Source organism: Pseudomonas sp. CFBP2511 (genome assembly GCF_030209255.1).
GTDB lineage: Bacteria > Pseudomonadota > Gammaproteobacteria > Pseudomonadales > Pseudomonadaceae > Aquipseudomonas > Aquipseudomonas avellanae.
Genome location: NZ_JARVSI010000020.1, coordinates 20,007 through 37,680 on the forward strand (window position 1 = coordinate 20,007; position 17,674 = coordinate 37,680).

General features: G+C 58.9%; 12 protein-coding genes. 11 read left to right on the top strand and 1 reads right to left on the bottom strand.

What is annotated here, in order from left to right; all coding sequences use genetic code 11:
• The first annotated feature begins 95 nt into the window (after positions 1-95).
• Entirely contained in the window at positions 96-1,310 is a 1,215-nt protein-coding gene (locus QRN38_RS16700) for a cellulase family glycosylhydrolase (RefSeq protein WP_011104480.1), read from the top strand.
• Between the two features lie 450 nt (positions 1,311-1,760).
• A complete protein-coding gene (locus QRN38_RS16705; protein ID WP_057417783.1) occupies positions 1,761-3,011 on the top strand; it encodes a cellulase family glycosylhydrolase in 1,251 nt (416 codons plus the stop codon).
• 112 nt (positions 3,012-3,123) lie between these two features.
• Here QRN38_RS16705 and QRN38_RS16710 read toward each other — a convergent pair whose 3' ends face one another.
• Positions 3,124-5,259, bottom strand: coding sequence for a TonB-dependent siderophore receptor (locus tag QRN38_RS16710; protein ID WP_057417784.1), 2,136 nt, complete (start codon positions 5,257-5,259; stop codon positions 3,124-3,126).
• A gap of 196 nt (positions 5,260-5,455) precedes the next feature.
• Here QRN38_RS16710 and pncA point away from each other — a divergent pair, with 196 nt between their 5' ends.
• The 9 genes from pncA (at position 5,456) to QRN38_RS16755 (ending at position 17,626) form a co-directional block, all read left to right on the top strand.
• A complete protein-coding gene (gene pncA, locus QRN38_RS16715; protein ID WP_005767318.1) occupies positions 5,456-6,106 on the top strand; it encodes a bifunctional nicotinamidase/pyrazinamidase in 651 nt (216 codons plus the stop codon).
• A 134-nt stretch (positions 6,107-6,240) separates the two neighbouring features.
• Positions 6,241-7,176 carry a formate/nitrite transporter family protein gene (locus QRN38_RS16720; protein ID WP_005767320.1) on the top strand — a complete coding sequence of 312 codons (936 nt, stop codon included), beginning with the start codon at positions 6,241-6,243 and terminating at the stop codon, positions 7,174-7,176.
• Between the two features lie 86 nt (positions 7,177-7,262).
• Positions 7,263-7,946 carry a response regulator transcription factor gene (locus tag QRN38_RS16725; RefSeq protein WP_003381155.1) on the top strand — a complete coding sequence of 228 codons (684 nt, stop codon included), beginning with the start codon at positions 7,263-7,265 and terminating at the stop codon, positions 7,944-7,946.
• Positions 7,924-9,321: a sensor histidine kinase gene (locus tag QRN38_RS16730; protein WP_007246072.1), complete on the top strand. Its 1,398-nt coding sequence runs from the start codon at positions 7,924-7,926 to the stop codon at positions 9,319-9,321. The genes QRN38_RS16725 and QRN38_RS16730 overlap by 23 nt, the downstream gene beginning before the upstream one ends.
• 420 nt (positions 9,322-9,741) lie before the next feature.
• The gene (locus QRN38_RS16735; RefSeq protein ID WP_010205407.1) at positions 9,742-10,668 is read left to right on the top strand and encodes an alpha/beta fold hydrolase; all 927 of its coding nucleotides are present in this window, start codon (positions 9,742-9,744) and stop codon (positions 10,666-10,668) included.
• Positions 10,669-10,766: 98 nt separating this feature from the next.
• Positions 10,767-11,954 carry an efflux RND transporter periplasmic adaptor subunit gene (locus QRN38_RS16740; RefSeq protein WP_032621359.1) on the top strand — a complete coding sequence of 396 codons (1,188 nt, stop codon included), beginning with the start codon at positions 10,767-10,769 and terminating at the stop codon, positions 11,952-11,954.
• Positions 11,951-13,051 (top strand): efflux RND transporter periplasmic adaptor subunit, encoded by a 1,101-nt coding sequence (locus QRN38_RS16745; protein WP_007246068.1) that lies wholly within the window; start codon positions 11,951-11,953, stop codon positions 13,049-13,051. Before QRN38_RS16740 ends, QRN38_RS16745 begins: the two co-directional genes overlap by 4 nt.
• Entirely contained in the window at positions 13,048-16,083 is a 3,036-nt protein-coding gene (locus QRN38_RS16750; RefSeq protein ID WP_057417785.1) for an efflux RND transporter permease subunit, read from the top strand. Before QRN38_RS16745 ends, QRN38_RS16750 begins: the two co-directional genes overlap by 4 nt.
• Positions 16,084-16,429: 346 nt before the next feature.
• Positions 16,430-17,626: an MFS transporter gene (locus QRN38_RS16755; protein ID WP_057417786.1), complete on the top strand. Its 1,197-nt coding sequence runs from the start codon at positions 16,430-16,432 to the stop codon at positions 17,624-17,626.
• The last annotated feature ends 48 nt before the right edge of the window (positions 17,627-17,674 follow it).

A 17,674-nucleotide genomic window follows, 5' to 3' on the forward strand; every position in this document is an offset into this window, starting at 1 on the left:
TAACTTGCATGTTTCATTTTTAACCACTTGAAATAGCCCTTTGCCATCTCTAGCATCGCCACCGAACTTAACCCCCGCTCAGAAAGAGACGCTCGATGAATATCAATTCAATCCGGTCCTATGACCTTTCGATGGCCGCGCCAGAAAAATCTGCTGTAACGAACAAAGCCACATTGCCCGTGAACGCTGGCAACAATGATGCCCCTACGACCAGACAGTCAAAACTTGACACCTATACCGCCAGCCATAAATACGATTCATCAGGCCGCCCCGCAGAGGCGCCGGAAACTGCTCCGGTTTACACAAAAGCACTGCTTAACCGCAACGCCCAACTGCAGAAATCAGCCGCCCCGTCGGACACGGCTCCGGCCGGTCAACAGCAGGTTGCAACGGCAGTGACTAAAAACGCACTTCAGAGCAACGCGGTAACTGTCGAAGAGAAAGTTTCGGGGCCGACCCCAAATGCCAGCAATGCGGATACTGGCTCGCACGGCGGTGCCAATGTGGATCCGGGTGACATCGCTACACCTGCAGCCGCCACTAAAATGATTCAGGACCTGAAAGGGATTGGCGGCGGAACGTTACGTATCCAGATGACACACGATCAAATCCAGGACACCAAGGAGATGGATAAACTCACTGCATTGGTTAATGAAGGGGATAAACAAGGCGTAAAAGTCCAGTTTACATTTCGTGACAACGCGAACGGTGGTGGCGGAAGCGTACTGACGGGTGACAAGTTGAATCAGGCCTCGACCGACATCAGCAATGTGGTCAAAAAATTCGGCGGTCACTCAAGCTTCGTATTGGACACTTTCAATGAAGGTGGCACATCAGCCACCCAGGGCTGGGCTGACATGGAAAGTACGCTGATCAAATCGGCACGCAACGCCGGCTACAAGGGAAGCATCGTTGTGGAGGACAGCAACTGGGGAGGTGGTTTGACCGCAGGCCCCGAGAGCGGCCTGGTGAAATACGCGGATCAATTAAAAGCGGCCAACGGCAAAGGCAACCCCGGCTTGATTGGCAGCATTCATGAATATGCCAGTGGGGCAGACGCCTCTGCCCGCTTGGGCAACGAGATAAAAGCACTGCAAAATGCAGGCTATAAACCTCAGATTGGCGAAGTGGGTAATGCCAACTGGCTGGGAGGCGACAAGTTTGAAGAAAGAGACGGCGCCACTAAAGCCGTGCGGGATAATCTTGCCGCACTGAAAGCGGCGGGTGCGGATATATTGCCCTGGAAGGATCAGTTCCAGGATGGCAAACTTCGCCACCATGTCGGATTTTCAAAGTCAGATCAATACTGACCCTTCATAAGTACCTAATGAACTTCATGTTCCAGACCCGCCATTGAAACGTGATGCTGTGCTCCCGATTCTTATCAGGAGCCAGCACCTCATGAGGCGACCCGGTGCCAACATTGAAAATCCAACTATCCTGATAGCAAACCCTTGTTGAGCGTCGATGACCGCCGCCCCCTAAGGAAAAGCTAAAACATCAGCCATTGGAATTTTTGTTGCCCTACACGCTGCATGTATGCGAACCTGCCCGCAGACAGATAACGCTAAAAACACGATTTCGCCAAAAAACCATCTAAAAAGAACAGAAAAAGCGAAACGTTAATAAAAGCGTCATCGCAACGTCCCCTATGATCTAGCTGAACACTGTCATTTAATAAGTTATCGCTTCCCTGGCGACTCATTTTTCTGTTTCACCGAGCGCAGCCACTTTTCGCACAGAGCCCACAGAGACATTCGATGAACATCCACACCGCCAGGTCCTATGACCCCCTCATGGCCACCAGTGAAAAGCCTGCAACGGCAGACAGAACCACGCGGGCCGTGGACGCTGGCGCTACTGAGCCGACCCCTGAAAAGCAGGCGAAACTCGACACCTATACGGCCTCCGACAGCCGCTCCGCCGAGACAGCGGAAGGGTCCCCTGTTTACACAAGGATGATGCTCAGCCGAAATACCCGGTCGCAGGAAAGCGAAGCTTCCTCATCAGACACGGCTTTGCTTGCCAGTCAAAAAGCGCTTGTCAGCCAGAACGATACAAAGGCTGTTGGCAGCGAAGTGGCCGCGGTGAAGGACAGCACGGCCCTTTCGGACGCAGAAAAAAAAGCCAAGGAAGCAGAAAAGGCCGCCTCTTCAGAGGCAGCAAAAACTGCCCAGACCGTCGCGCGCGGGGGCGCCAACGTCAATCCTGATGACATCGCCACACCGGCTGCGGCCACCAAGATGATTCAGGACCTGAAAGCGATTGGAGGCGGAACCTTACGCATCCAGATGACGCATGATCAGATCCGGGACGTCAAGCAGATGGACAAGCTCAGGGCACTGCTCAATGAAGGTGGCAAACAGGATGTAAAGGTTCAGTTCACGTTTCGTGACAATGCGAACCAGGGCAGCGGCAACGTGCTGACGGGAGACAAGTTGAAGCAGGCTGCGGCCGACATCAGCAGTGTGGTCAAAAAGTTCGGCAGTCGTCCAGGCTTCGTGCTCGACACTTTCCATCAGGGCGGTAACAGCGCCAGTCAGGAGTGGTCCGACATGCAGACCACCTTGATCAAGTCCGCGCGCAATGCCGGCTTTAAAGGAAGCATTGTTGTCGAGGACAGTAACTGGGGGGGTGGCCTGACCGCTGGCCCGCAGAGCGGCCTGGTCAAGTTTGCCGATCAATTGAAGGCCGCCAATGGCGAAGGCAACCCTGCCCTGATTGGCGGTTTTCATGTGTATGCCAGAGAAAGCGAAGCGTCTTCCCGGCTCGGAAAACAGATCAAGGCGCTTCAAGAGGCTGGCTATAAATTGCAGATTGGCGAAGTGGGCAATGCCAGCTTGCTGATAGGGAGCACCTTCCGGCAAAAGGACGATGCCACCAAAGCCATGACGGATAACATGGCCGCTCTTAAAGCAGCGGGAGCGGATATTTTGCCCGGCAAGGACCAGTTCCAGGACGGCAAACTTCGCCGCCGTGTCGGATTTTCTAAGTCAGACCAGTACTCATGATTCGATGCCCCGAGTGATCGGGGCTCGATGTCATTGATACGCGCCGCTGAACCCGACCCTGAAAAGGGTCAGGCTTTCTATCTATCCATGCCAATGGCAGATACGTACAGCCTTACAACGTATAGGCGATCCCTACCTGCACCGTCCGCGGAGCCCCCGGATACGCGTAGACGTTGCCAAACGCGCCTTCTTCATACTCGGTGTTAAAAACATTCTTCAGGTCGAGGTTGAGCTTGACGTTCGGGTTGACCTTGTAAAAGGCCAGCAGGTCGAACACGGTGTAACTGTCCATCGAGAAGGCGACGTTGGCGGTACGCCCGGCGCGCTGATCGACGTAGCGGCCGCCGGCGCCCAACCCCAGGCCACGCAACGCACCGTCCTGAAATTCGTAAACGTTAAGCAGGCTGAACGTCTGTTCGGGGATGTTCATCAGACGTGTGCCGGAGCGCAGCGTGTTGTCTTTGGTCACCTCGGCGTCGACGTACGCGTAGCTGCCCATCATCCGCCACTCGGGCGTCAGGTTGCCGACCACGTTGAGGTCCAGGCCACGGCTCCGTACTTCGCCTGCCGCCACGCTGAATGTGGAGTCAACCGGGTCGGTGGTCAGCACGTTGCGTTTCTCGATCTGGTAGATCGCCGCGTCGACACTCAACTGCCCTTCCAGCGTTTCCCACTTGGTACCAATCTCGTATGACTTGCCCTCTTCCGGTTTGAAGCCGCCACCCAGCCGGCTGGCACCGCTGTTGGGTTTGAATGAACGCGCGGTGTTGGCGTAGACCGCGACGCTGTCGGTCAGGTCGTAGCTCAGGCCAACACGCGGTGTGACGGCGTTATCGCTGGCGGTCCAGCTGCTGGTGCCGGGCAGGAAAGAATCGTAGTCGTGCTCGAAGCGCTCCAGACGCACGCCGCCCACCAGTTTCAGGCGCTCGGTCAGCGTTACCTGGTCTTGTACGAAGGCAGCCCAGGTTTTCAGATTTTCCTTGTCGTGGGTGGTGGTTCGGGTCAGTGCGGGTCGAGCCTGGCCATAGACCGGATTGAAGATGTCGATGGGGTAGGCACTGACTGCGCCGCTGGAGCGCTGGATGATCGATTTGTAGTCGTAGTCTTCGTACTCGACGCCGGTCAGCAGCGTGTGCTCGAAACCGCCCGCGGAGAAATGCCCGGTCAGGTTCAATTGCACATCGCGGTCAGTCCACTCCAGCTTGCGGTAGTTGAAGTTACGGCCCAGGGTGCGACCGTCGGCGGCCAGGCCGTTAGCCTCAATAGCATCGCCTTGCAGCGAGCCGTCGAGCATCTGCATGCCACCGCCCAGCTTCCAGTCAGCGTTCAGATCGTGATCAAAGCGCAGTTGCGCCATGTTGTTGTCATTGTGCAGCTTGCCCACGCTCTTTTCGCCGAAGAAGGTGTCGCGCGAAGCGGTGCGTGTCTGGGCGGGATAGCGCGTCAGGCCCCGATCCAGCGGTGCGTTGTTGCGCATGAAATCACCCTCGAAGGTGATGCGCGTGGCGTCGTTGACCTGCCAGCTCAAGACCGGCGCCACGCCATAACGCTCGGTTTCGACGTGATCACGAAAGGTATCGCCACCCTCGCCCACGACATTGAGTCGATAGGCAAAACGCCCTTCATCATCGAGCGGGCCGGACGCATCCAGCGTACCGCGCTTCATGCCCTGATCATTAAGCTGGCTGCCCAATGTGACCTTGCGCTCGGCCAGCGGTTGTTTGGAGACCACATTAAAAGTGCCTCCCGGATCGCCACGGCCGTACAGCGTGGTGGCAGGACCGCGCAGCACTTCAAGGCGCTCAATGGTATTGGCGTCCGGCATGTTCGGATAACCGCGATTGATCGGGAAGCCGTTGCGATAGAACTCGCCCGTGGTGAAGCCGCGCACGGTAAACGTGGTCAGGCCCTGGCCGCCGAAGTTGTTGGCCCGCCCGACCCCGCCTGCGTAATCGAGAGCATCCTGCAGGCGCGTAGCACCGATGTCTTCCACTGCCTCGCGGGTCACGACGCTGACGGACTGCGGGGTTTCATGCAAAGAGGTGTCGGTACGTGTGGCGCTGGCGGAGCGTGTGGCCCGATAGCCGTCAACCGGCCCTTGTGCGTTTTCGGCACTGGCGGCGCCTTGAATGTCGATGTTCTGCAACTCTATCGAATCGCTCGAAGGTTGCCCGGCAGTAACCTGGTCAGCCCAGGCGGCCTGGGAGATAGCTTGAATGACACAAAGTGAAACGAGAGTACGACGCATCGACGTGCAGCCCTTGGCAAGAAACCAGGCCTCTTGGGACCCGGCAGGATTTTTCGCGAATAGTACAGATTCGTATTACCACTTGATACAAAATCGCAAAAATACCTTTCCCACCGCTGTCGATCGCACTTAGCAAACACGGGGACAAACAGGCAAACTGCGATACACCACAGCCCTTTTGATGAGAGAACCGCCGATGCCGCTTTCCAACCAGCCTGCCGATCCTCGCTGCGCCCTGCTGGTGATCGACATGCAGTACGACTTCATGCCCGGCGGGCAGCTGGCGGTGGCTGACGGTGATGCGTTGCTGCCATTGATCAATCGTCTGGGTGCGCGCTTTGCACGGGTGATCGTCACTCAGGACTGGCACCCGGCCGGGCACATCTCGTTTGCCTCAAGCCATGCGCAGCGCGTGCCGTTCGAGAGCATCACCCTGCCCTACGGTCCGCAGACCCTGTGGCCGGATCACTGCGTGCAAGGCAGCCACGGTGCGCAATTGCATGCCGACCTCGATCTGCCTCACGCGCAGTTGATCCTGCGCAAGGGCTGCAATGCGCACATAGACAGCTACTCGGCGTTTCTGGAGGCAGACCGGTCAACCACCACCGGGCTGGCCGGGTATTTGAAGGAGCGCGGTATCGACACGCTGTTCGTGGTCGGCCTGGCACTGGACTTCTGTGTCGCGTGGTCTGCTCAGGATGCGCGCAGTGCCGGTTTCAATACGTATGTCATTGAAGACGCCTGTCGCGCTATCGACATGAACGGCTCGCTGGAGCACGCCTGGAAGACACTACTGGAGATGGGCGTCGAGCGCGTGCAAAGCGCCGATCTGCTGGGTCAGGCCTGAGAATGTGCCAACTCGCGCTCACAATTCTCGATGCATAACACCGATGGCGAACGACGGCGTGCAGCGCCTGTCTGAACCATCGGACCGGCTCTGCCCGCGCAGGTCCATTTCATCACTGGCGCTGAGGACGTTGTATGGACCACGAAGTAGAAGGCAAGACCCCCGGCCTGTCGGCTGAGGAAGAGCGCGATATTGATGAGAACCAGCCGCCGCGCGCGGCGGTGCTGCACGAGACTATCCGTATTCAGGGCGACCACGAACTGGAGCGCAGCGTCGCCGCCCTGTGGTGGTCGGCACTGGCGGCCGGCCTGACCATGGGCCTGTCGCTCATGGCGATGGGCTTGCTGAAATCGCGCCTTGAAGGCATTCCGGGCAGCCATGTCATCAGCAGCCTGGGTTATTCGGCCGGGTTTCTCGCGGTGATTCTGGCACGTCAGCAGCTGTTCACCGAAAACACCATCACGGCTGTGCTGCCGGTCATGAGCAAGCTGAACCTGGCCAATATCGGTCGGCTGCTGCGCCTGTGGGCTGTGGTCCTTACCGGCAACCTGGCCGGCACGCTGCTGGTAGCGTACGTCATGCTCAATCTGCCGATTTTCGATACCAGCACCGACAAGGCGTTTCTGGAGATCGGCCGCAAGGTCATGGAAAACGACCTCGGTCAGATGTTTTCCAAGGGCATTGTGTCCGGCTGGATGATCGCGACCATGGTCTGGATGATTGCCTCCATGGAAAACGCCAAGATCGCTATCATCGTGCTGATCACTTACCTGATGGCGCTGGGCGACTTCACTCATATTGTTGTGGGTTCGGCCGAAGTGTCTTATCTGGTTTTTGCGGGTGAGATAGCCTGGAAAGACTTCTGGTTTGCCTTTGCCGGGCCGACACTGGCAGGCAATATCATCGGCGGTAGCTTTATCTTCGCCCTGATCAGCCATGCGCAGATCCGCAGCGAAAAAGACACCACCGCCAAACTGGAACGCGACCGCAAGGCCAAGGCCGAAAAACGTCGGCTGGAGAAGGAACGCGCGCTCAAGGACGCTGATACAGGGGCACAGAAAGAGATATGATCCTCGTCATTAAACTTTCTTTCAGGAAACGTGACGGGTTTTAAAGGCAGAATAAGCCTTTGAACGCACCTATTCAGGCAGGGACCATGACCCGAATTCTGGCAATCGAAGATGATGCCATCACCGCAAAGGAAATTGTCACCGAACTCAGCAGCCACGGGCTGGAAGTGGACTGGGTGGACAACGGCCGTGACGGCCTGGCGCGTGCAGTGAGCGGCGACTACGACCTCATTACCCTGGACCGCATGCTGCCGGAGATGGATGGCCTGACCATCGTCACCCACCTGCGTGCCCAGGGCATTTCCACGCCGATCCTGATGATCAGCGCGCTGTCCGATGTGGACGAACGCGTACGCGGGCTAAGGGCCGGAGGCGATGATTATCTGCCCAAACCGTTCGCGTCGGACGAAATGGCAGCACGCGTCGAGGTCCTTCTGCGCCGCAGCAACCCGGTCAGCGCGGCCAAGACCGTGTTGCAGGTTGCCGACCTGGAGCTGAACCTGATCAGCCGCGAAGCCTGTCGGGGGGGTGAGCCGTTGATCCTGCTGCCCACCGAGTTCAAGCTGCTGGAATTTCTGATGCGCAACAGCGGGCAAATCATCACGCGCATGATGATCTTCCAGGAAGTATGGGGCTATCACTTCGACCCGGGCACCAACCTGATCGATGTGCACATCGGCCGTCTGCGCAAGAAGATCGATCAACCTGGCACCGCACAGCTGATCCAGACCGTGCGAGGGTCAGGTTATGTCATTGCCGAACCCGTCTAAGGGCTGGCGATCTTCAACAAGCCGCCTGTTGGCGCTGTACAGTTCTCTGTTTGTCGCCTGGAGCGTGATTCTTCTGGGCGTCCTCTATTGGGAGGTCAACTCCTATCTGGACACCCTCGCCCGCGAGTCACTCACCCACCGCCAGCAATTGTTCTCGCGCTTCGAAGGTCAGGCACTGGTCGATGCTCTGGCCACCAGCATGACCTTCGATACCCGTGCGGTAGACGCCTACGGCCTGTTCGACCAGAACTTCCGCCCGGTCGCCGGCCCCATCACCAGCGTGCCGGAAAACCTGCCCATTGATGGCCTGATCCATGTGCTGAACGACTGTATCGAGTCGGAAGATCCGGGCATGCCGCAAGGCAGTTGCGATGCGATCGTCAATCGTACCTCCGACGGCCGCTGGCTGGTGCTGGTGCGCGAGAATGGCTCACTGCTGGCGGTCAGCACGCTGATCCTGCACGCCTTGTTGTGGGGGATTTCGCTGACCATTATTCCTGGCGTGGCCGGCTGGCACTGGTTGCGTCGGCGCCCGTTGCGCCGTATCCGCGCCATTCAGGCCAGCGCTGAATCGATCATTGCCGGCGACATGGCTGGCCGCCTGCCGGTGTCGAACCGGCGTGACGAACTGGACATGCTGGCGGTGATCGTCAATGCCATGCTCGACCGCATCGAAAAACTCATGAACGAGGTCAAGGGCGTCTGCGACAACATCGCCCACGACCTGCGCACGCCCTTGACCCGGCTGCGCGCCCAGCTTTATCGCATCCAGCAACAATCAGCACACGACTCGACCCATGCCGTACAGATCGCGCAGGTTATCAGTGAAGCCGACACGCTGATGGCGCGCTTCCGTGGGCTGCTGCGGATTTCGGAGCTGGAGGACCGTCAGCGACGTTCGGCATTCGTCGAGCTGCAGTTGCGACCACTGCTGCAGGAGCTGCATGATTTCTATTTGCCTCTGGCCGAAGAAGACCAGATTACCCTGCTGCTGGATTTGCAGGACCCGCTGCCTACGCTGGTGGGCGACCGCGCCCTGCTGTTTGAAGCGCTGACCAATTTGCTCGGTAACGCTATCAAATTCACCCCGCCTGGCGGCATCGTGAAAATCAGCGCCTATCCGGGCAAGGACACTGCAACGCCCTGCATCGACGTACAGGATTCCGGCCCCGGCATCCCTGTTGCCGAACGCGCAGCGGTGTTCCAGCGCTTCTATCGCAGCGAAACCGGCAACGAGCAGAGCGGCTTTGGTCTCGGCCTGTCGGTGGTGGCGGCGATCGTCAATTTACATGGCTTTTCGTTGCAGATCGGCACCAGCGAATATGGCGGCGCAAGCCTGCTGCTGGAATGTCGCGTCGCCAACACGCTTACCTGAAGTTCACGCGCACAATGTGATGGTTACATATGCGTCGTGCCTGCTTTTTGACGAGATTAAGGCGTCTGGCACGATGGTTCCAGAGGTTTAGATATTAATCTGGCGCGATCTGCCAAGCGTTAAATTGTAACTAGATGTTACAAAAAAGCATACAGCTTGACCGTTTCAGCGCTGGCAAGTTCCACTCAAAAAATGCGTTTTTACGCCTCGATATTGCGCTTTTCCCCGAACAAATCCATTCCGTGCATTCACTTCACAGCATCGCCCCTCGTACAAAATGTGAACGGCTAGACATTTTTATGACGTCAGTGACTTGTCGGTCCGTCAGCACTGCGTTATTTATAACGGGCAACTCCTGTACCTGCGTCACCCCAAATAATAACTCACCGGATTTCGCCATTAACCAGGCGAGGCTTTGGCATGGCTGCCAAGGCAGAGAACGCGGCACTACATTACTGGATCAACATCGGCTGGGAGGCTGTTATGGGCGCACAATCAAAGATTTTAAGCGTGGGTGAGTACAAGGTTTACACCGAGACTTACTGGAAAAGCAGTGACGCGAAGACCATCTTGCTGGTCAACGGTGCGCTCTCAACTACAGGCTCGTTCGGGCAGACGGTCAAGTACCTGCAACCGCACTACAACCTCGTGTTGTTCGACCTGCCGTTCTCGGGGCAATCCCGGGCGCACAACCCCGACGAGATGATCGTCAGCAAGGAAGATGAAGTACAGATCCTCCTTCAGCTCATCGACCTGTATCAGGTCAACTACCTGCTTTCGGTCTCCTGGGGCGGTGTATCGGCCCTGCTGGCCTTGGCGCAATGCCCGGCTTCGGTGGAAAAAGCCATCATCAGCTCGTTCTCTCCAGTGCTCAACGAACCGATGCTCGACTACATCGACAAGGCTCAGGTCTACCTGGCAGCACGCGAGAAACGCAAGATCGGCTCGCTGCTCAACGACACCGTCGGCAAGCACCTGCCGCGCCTTTTCAAACTCTATAACTACAAGCATCTGATCGGCCTTGCCGAGCACGAATATGGCCAGATCGACTTTCACATCAGCCAGATCCGCACACTAAGCGCCAGCAACTACGTCGAGCGTTTTTCCTCGATCAAGATCCCGGTGCTGTTCATCAACGGTGAAAAAGATGAATACACCACGGTTGAAGATGCGCGTATGTTTTCCAACTACATTGCCAAAAGCAGCTTCAACGTAGTTCCGGACACCGGACACTTTCTTGATCTGGAAAGCAAAGCTGCCTGGCACCACTCGCAAAAGACTGCACTGTCCTTCCTGGGGACAGAAGCCAGCCAACAGGTATGGCCAAGCGTCACTGCAATGGCCTGAAGCACCCTCGCCTGCGTCCGGAAAGCCGCACAGCTTTTCCGGCGTGACGTTGTGGTTCGTGGGTGTCGGCTTATCTGACTGGGCAGTGCTATTCGTTGATGACTCTTTGCTTGGCGACGCTTTTGCGTTCGTGCTGCCGTGTGCCCGGAAATATTCGGTCACAGCGCTTCAATTCCTTCCAGCCCGGTCTGGTGCTGGGTTTCATCTCGCTGCTCTCGCTCGGCGCTTGCTCCGCAGGGAAACCCGCAGAAAAGGCGCTGGTGCGGGTCGCGGTGCAACCGGTTGCATCGCTAGACGTGGCCAGCAGCGTAATGCTGACGGGCGATATTCAGGCGCGAAAAGTCACCGAACAGTCCTTCCGTGTGTCCGGCAAGCTGGTCAAACGTTATGTGGATGTCGGCGACCGGGTGCGGGCCGGGCAAGTACTTGCCAGACTCGACCCACGAGAACAGAAAACCGACCTGGCGTCGGCCAATGCCGAAGTGGCCGTGCGGGAATCACGCTTGCACCTTGCCGAGCAGAATTATCAGCGTCAGCAATTACTGCTGCCCAAGGGCTACACCAACCTCAGTGAATACCAGAAAGCACGTTCCGGCCTGGACAGTGCGCGGGGGGATCTGGCGGCGTTGCGAGCGCAGCAGGCCAACGCGCGCGACCAGGTGGGCTACACCGAGCTGTTCGCGGTAGCCGATGGCGTCATCACTGCGCGCCATGCAGAGGAAGGTCAGGTGGTACAAGCCGCCACGCCGGTTTTCAACCTTGCCCATGACGGCCAGCGCGAGGCGGTATTTTCGGCGTATGAATCGCTGCTGGGTGCCGACCAGACCGAAGGCACGGTAACGATCAGCCCACTGGGGCAACCGAGCATTCAATTGAGCGGCACCATCCGCGAGATCACACCGATTGTTTCCGCCGCAAGCGGCACACTACGGGTACGCGTTGCCTTGCCGGACGCCGCCATCGCACCGGCGCTGGGCTCGGTGGTCAGCGCACGCTTGCAGACCCGATCGCAGCGGGCATTCGCCCTGCCCTGGTCGGCGTTGAGCCGCACCCAGGGTCAGCCGGCAGTCTGGCGGCTGGACGACCAGTCGAAAGTCCGCCTGACGCGCGTGAAAGTGCTGCGTTACGAACAGGGCCAAGTGATCGTTTCCGAAGGGCTGAACGAAGGCGATCGGGTGGTTTCCCGAGGGCTGCAGTTTCTCTATCCCGGACAACAGGTCGAGGTGGCCGAGCAAGCGTCAGTCAAGCCCGCCGTCTCGCTGGCAACATCGGAGCCTGCGCAATGAACGGCACCGCCACAGGACCACGATCGTCACATTTTCACTGGCTACTCTGCGCGCTGATCGTGGCGCTACCGGGCTGTCGCGACAAACCGCTGCGCGAAGTGATTGATCGCCCGGTGCTGTTCACCGAAATAGCTGATCCACAAAGTGCGTCCTATGGTCGTTTTGCCGGAAGTATCCAGCCGCAGCATGAGGTTGCACTGGGCTTTCGCATCGCCGGACGCCTGGCCACCCGGCATGCCGAGATGGGTGATCGGGTGCGCAAAGGCGACCTGCTGGCGACCCTCGACCCCAGCGACCAGCAAAACCGCCTACGTGCCCGTCAGGCAGAACTGAGCAGAGCCCGGTCTGCCTGGCAGCAGTTGAGCGACGAGCAAACGCGCTACCAGCAGCTATATACCCGAGGCGTCGGCTCGCGGGCGCGCCTGGATCAGTTGAACAGCGACCTGCGCAGCCAGAACGCACTCCTCGATCAGGCCAGCGCAGCGGTGCAACAAGCCGGTGACCACCTTGCCTACACCCGGCTTACCGCCGAATTCGACGGCCTGGTCACCCAGTGGCAAACCGAAGTGGGCCAGGTCATGGCCACCGGGCAAGCGGTGGTCAGCCTTGCCCGCCCGGAAAGCCGCGAAGCGGTGGTCGACCTGCCGGTCGGGCTGCTGGCCTCGCTGGATGACAGTCGGCAGATCAGAGTGATTTCCCAGCTTGATAAGCAGGTGTCGGTGATTGCCAGTGTTCGCCAGTTGGCCCCGCAGATCGATGCGGGCACGCGCACCCAGCGCGTCCGCCTGGCCTTGCAGCACATACCGGACAGCTTGCGTCTGGGCTCCACAGTGACCGTTGAAATAAGCGGCAACGCCCCGGCCTTTCATGAGCTGCCGGCCAGCGCCGTGCTGGCGCGGGACGGCAAGGATCAGGTGTGGGTGATCGACCCTTCAACCTCGACACTGAGCCCGCGCGCGGTGCAGGTGCTGGCGCGTAAGGGCGGCAAAGTACAGGTCAGCGGCGAACTGCACGAAGGCGAGAAAGTGGTGACTGCCGGCGTCAACGGCATGCAGTCCGGACAGAAAATACGCATGCAACGCGAGGTCAGTTTGTGAGGGAGCGCTTCAATCTGTCGGCCTGGGGGCTTAAACACCGCACGCTGGTCTGGTACATGATGTTCGTTTCACTGCTGATGGGCAGTTGGTCGTTTCTGAACCTGGGCCGCGAGGAAGACCCCTCGTTCGCCATCAAGACCATGGTCATCCAGGCCCGCTGGCCGGGCGCGACACTGCCCGACACCCTGCAACAGGTCACAGACCGACTGGAAAAGAAGCTTGAGGAAATCGACGCGCTGGACTACGTGAAAAGTTACACGCTGGCCGGTGAATCGACGATTTTCGTGTTCCTCAAAAGCGAAACCCGCAGCGCTGATATCCCCGCGGCGTGGTATCAGGTGCGCAAAAAAATCAGCGATGTGCGCAGCGAACTGCCCAGCGGTATTCAGGGCCCGGCGTTCAACGACGAGTTTGGTGACGTGTTCGGCAGCATCTATGCGTTCACCGCCGACGGCCTGTCGTTTCGTCAGCTGCGCGACTACGTCGAGCAAGTGCGCGCCGACATTCGCAGCGTGCCCAACCTGGGCAAGATCGAACTGCTCGGCGCGCAGCGCGAAGTCATTTATCTGAATTTCTCCATTCGCAAGCTCGCGGCGCTGGGCATCGATCAGCGTCAGGTGTTGCAAAGCCTGCAAGCGCAAAATTCGGTGACGCCCGCAGGCGTCATGGAAGCCGGTCCTGAGCGTATCGCCGTGCGGGCCAGCGGTCAGTTCAGCAGTGAAGAAGACCTTGAAGCCATCAACCTGCGCTTCGGCGACCGATTCTTTCGCCTCAGCGATCTGGCAACCATCGAACGCCGTTATGCCGACCCGCCCTCCTCGCTGTTCCGCTTCAACGGCCAGCCCGCCATCGGCCTTGCCGTGGCCATGAAACAGGGCGGCAACATTCAGGCGTTCGGCACGCAACTACAGCAGCGCATCGACGACCTGACCACCGAGCTGCCGCTGGGCATCGACGTGCACCTGGTGTCGAGCCAGGCCGAAGTGGTCGAAAAAGCCATCGGCGGTTTCACCCACGCCCTGTTCGAGGCGATCCTGATCGTTCTGGTGGTGAGTTTCATCAGCCTCGGGGTTCGCGCAGGCCTAGTCGTTGCCTGCTCGATTCCGCTGGTACTCGCGCTGGTCTTCGTGTTCATGGAGTACAGCGGCATCACCATGCAACGCATTTCGCTCGGTGCGCTGATCATCGCCCTCGGGCTGTTAGTGGATGACGCCATGATCACCGTCGAAATGATGGTCACGCGCCTTGAAAGCGGCGACTCCTTGCAGCAAGCCGCGACCTTTGCCTATACCTCGACAGCCTTCCCGATGCTGACCGGCACGCTGGTGACGGTTGCCGGTTTCGTGCCCATCGGCCTGAATTCCAGCTCAGCGGGCGAATACGTGTTCACCATGTTCGCGGTCATCGCCGTGGCGCTGCTGCTGTCCTGGCTGGTGGCGGTGCTGTTTGCGCCACTGATCGGCGTGCACATTCTCAAGGCGTCGGCACAGCATGCTGCGCCGGGGCGCTGGATGCGCGGTTTCAGCCGCCTGTTGATCAAGACGCTGGAGCAGCGCTGGTGGGTGATCGGCATCACGTTACTGATGTTCGTCGGCTCGCTGTTTGCGGGCAAGCTGCTGCAGAATCAGTTCTTCCCGGACTCCGACCGCCCGGAAATCCTGGTGGATATCTACATGCCGCAAAACGGCTCCATCGAAGGCACACGCCAGACCATGGACCGCTTTGAAGAAACGCTCAAGGACGATCCCGACGTGCTGCGCTGGAGTTCGTATGTCGGCAAAGGCGCGGTGCGTTTCTACCTGCCGCTGGACCAGCAACTGAGCAACCCCTTTTATGGGCAACTGGTGATCGTCAGCCAGGGCGGCGCAGCGCGGGATCGCCTGATCGAACGCCTGCGCCAGCGCTTTCGTGATGACTACGTTGGGGTGGGCGGCTACGTTCAGCCGCTGAACATGGGCCCGCCCGTCGGCTGGCCGGTGCAGTACCGGGTCAGCGGCCCGGACATCGAACAGGTGCGCAGTCAGGCCATGGTGCTGGCCGCCATTCTCGACGCCAACGCCAATATCGGTCAGGTCATCTACGACTGGAACGAACCGGGCAAGGTGTTGAAAATCGACATCGCCCAGGACAAGGTGCGCCAGTTTGGCCTGTCGTCCGAAGACGTGGCGCAGATCCTCAACAGCCTGGTCACCGGCACGACCATCACGCAGGTGCGCGACAGTACTTATCTGGTCGATCTGGTAGGCCGCGCCGAAAGCGACGAACGCAGCTCGATACAGACCCTGAGCAACCTGCAAATCCCGACGCCCAATGGCTCGACGGTACCGCTGCTGGCATTCGCCACACTCAGTTACGAACAGGAACAGCCGCTGGTCTGGCGCCGCGACCGGCTGCCGACCATCACCCTTAAAGCCAACGTACTGGGCACCTTGCAACCGGCCGCACTGGTCAAGCAACTGAAGCCGGCGGTCGAGGCCTTCAGCGCCGGTTTACCTTTGCGCTATTCGGTCGCCACCGGCGGCGCAGTCGAGGCCAGCGCTCGTTCGCAAGGGCCTATATTGAAGGTCGTGCCGCTGATGTTGCTGTTGGTGGTGAGCTTTCTGATGATTCAGTTGCACAGCGTGAAAAAGCTCCTGCTGGTCGTCAGCGTGGTGCCGCTGGGGCTGATCGGCGTGGTCGCCGCGCTGTTGATGTCCGGCTACCCGCTGGGCTTCGTGGCAATTCTCGGCGTGTTGGCGCTGATCGGTATCATCATTCGCAACTCGGTGATCCTGGTGACGCAGATAGACGAGTTCATCGCCGCCGGCGAAAGCGCCTGGTCAGCCGTGGTCAAAGCCACCGAACATCGCTGCCGACCGATCCTGCTGACGGCAGCGGCCGCCAGCCTGGGCATGATCCCGATTGCCCGCGAGGTGTTCTGGGGGCCGATGGCCATCGCCATGATCGGCGGCATCGCCATCGCTACCCTGCTGACGTTGTTTTTTCTGCCGGCGTTGTATGTGGTGAGTTATGGGATCAGGCGGCCCACTTGAGCGACGTAGGCTTCGACGCATGCCTTTGGGTAGGCGCCAGTGCGACCTCCAGATCACTGAAACGTCCCACATTGATAAGCCTGAAGCTTTTGATTTCCATGAAAGTCCCTGAGGGGATTGATCCACAACACAATGACGGTCGGCATTATGGCACTCCTGAGCTCCCCGTGAAGACCTCGCCATAAAACGACTCAAATCAAATCATCATTCCAAGAAATATCCTGTATCAACTCGCCGTACCTACTTATCCCCCGACAAAACCGTTAGCCTGCTTGCCATCGGTCAATAACCCATCTGACAGACGCACGTCGCGTGCTTGCCAGGTTTAGCTCAAGCGAGACTTTTCATGCCCCACTCGGCCCAATCTGCGCATAACACCGTCACCATGACGCCCGGTCTGGTGATGCTGTTCGCGTTCTGCTGTGGCGCGATTGTCGCCAATATCTATTACGCGCAACCGATCATCGAGCTGATTGCCCCAGACATCGGGCTGTCGAGTACGGCGGCCAGTCTGATTGTTTCGTTGACGCAGATCGGTTATGCACTGGGCCTGTTCTTTCTGGTGCCGCTGGGCGATTTGCTGGAGAACCGCAGGTTGATGCTGGTCACCACGGTGGTTGCGGTGCTCAGCCTGCTGGGCGCTGCATTTGCCGAGCAGCCGAATCTGTTTCTGCTGGTCTCGTTGCTGGTCGGTTTCAGCTCGGTGTCGGTACAGATGCTGATCCCGCTGGCGGCGCATCTGGCGCCGGAAGAATCGCGCGGCCGGGTAGTTGGCAGCATCATGGGCGGGTTGCTGTTGGGGATTCTGCTCGCGCGGCCCATCGCCAGTCTGGTGGCTGACCATTTCGGATGGCGTGCGGTGTTCGGTTCGGCGGCCGTGGTGATGATCGGTATCAGCGTGGTGCTGGCGACCACCATGCCCAAACGCCTGCCTGAACACCGTGCGTCCTATGGCCAGTTGCTGTTCTCGCTCTGGACCCTGTTGCGGACCCAGCCTGTGCTGCGCCAGCGTGCTTTTTATCAGGCCTGCATGTTTGCGACGTTCAGCCTGTTCTGGACCGCCGTACCGCTGGAACTGTCGCGCAATCACGGGCTATCGCAAACCCAGATCGCCCTTTTTGCCTTGATCGGTGCCATTGGTGCCATCGCGGCCCCCATCAGCGGCCGTTTGGCAGACGCAGGCTATACGCGGATAGCGTCATTGGGTGCACTGTTGTTAGGGGCATTGAGCTTTCTTCCGGGCCTTGTTCATCCGGTATACAGCGTGATCGGCCTGGCGATAACCGGCGTGGTGCTGGATTTCTGCGTGCAGACCAGCATGGTGTTGGGCCAGCGCACCGTTTATGCACTGGATGCCGCGAGCCGCAGCCGACTCAACGCGTTGTACATGACCAGCATTTTCATCGGCGGCGCGATTGGCTCGGCGGTGGCCAGCCCGCTGTTTGATCATGGCGGCTGGACCTGGGTGTTGATCGCAGGCACGCTGCTGCCGCTGACTGCATTGCTGGCGTTGCTCAGGGATCGATCCAGGCAGAATGCGTAAACGCTGCACTTTGTGATCCAATTGCAGGATAATGCCGCGGCGATGGCA

Bases quoted from the DNA above. Each gene is read 5' to 3' on its own strand.
- QRN38_RS16700 (WP_011104480.1), top strand. From the start codon at position 96: ATGAATATCAATTCAATCCGGTCCTATGACCTTTCGATGGCCGCGCCA.
- QRN38_RS16705 (WP_057417783.1), top strand. From the start codon at position 1,761: ATGAACATCCACACCGCCAGGTCCTATGACCCCCTCATGGCCACCAGT.
- QRN38_RS16710 (WP_057417784.1), bottom strand. From the start codon at position 5,259: ATGCGTCGTACTCTCGTTTCACTTTGTGTCATTCAAGCTATCTCCCAG.
- pncA (WP_005767318.1), top strand. From the start codon at position 5,456: ATGCCGCTTTCCAACCAGCCTGCCGATCCTCGCTGCGCCCTGCTGGTG.
- QRN38_RS16720 (WP_005767320.1), top strand. From the start codon at position 6,241: ATGGACCACGAAGTAGAAGGCAAGACCCCCGGCCTGTCGGCTGAGGAA.
- QRN38_RS16725 (WP_003381155.1), top strand. From the start codon at position 7,263: ATGACCCGAATTCTGGCAATCGAAGATGATGCCATCACCGCAAAGGAA.
- QRN38_RS16730 (WP_007246072.1), top strand. From the start codon at position 7,924: ATGTCATTGCCGAACCCGTCTAAGGGCTGGCGATCTTCAACAAGCCGC.
- QRN38_RS16735 (WP_010205407.1), top strand. From the start codon at position 9,742: ATGGCTGCCAAGGCAGAGAACGCGGCACTACATTACTGGATCAACATC.
- QRN38_RS16740 (WP_032621359.1), top strand. From the start codon at position 10,767: ATGACTCTTTGCTTGGCGACGCTTTTGCGTTCGTGCTGCCGTGTGCCC.
- QRN38_RS16745 (WP_007246068.1), top strand. From the start codon at position 11,951: ATGAACGGCACCGCCACAGGACCACGATCGTCACATTTTCACTGGCTA.
- QRN38_RS16755 (WP_057417786.1), top strand. From the start codon at position 16,430: ATGCCCCACTCGGCCCAATCTGCGCATAACACCGTCACCATGACGCCC.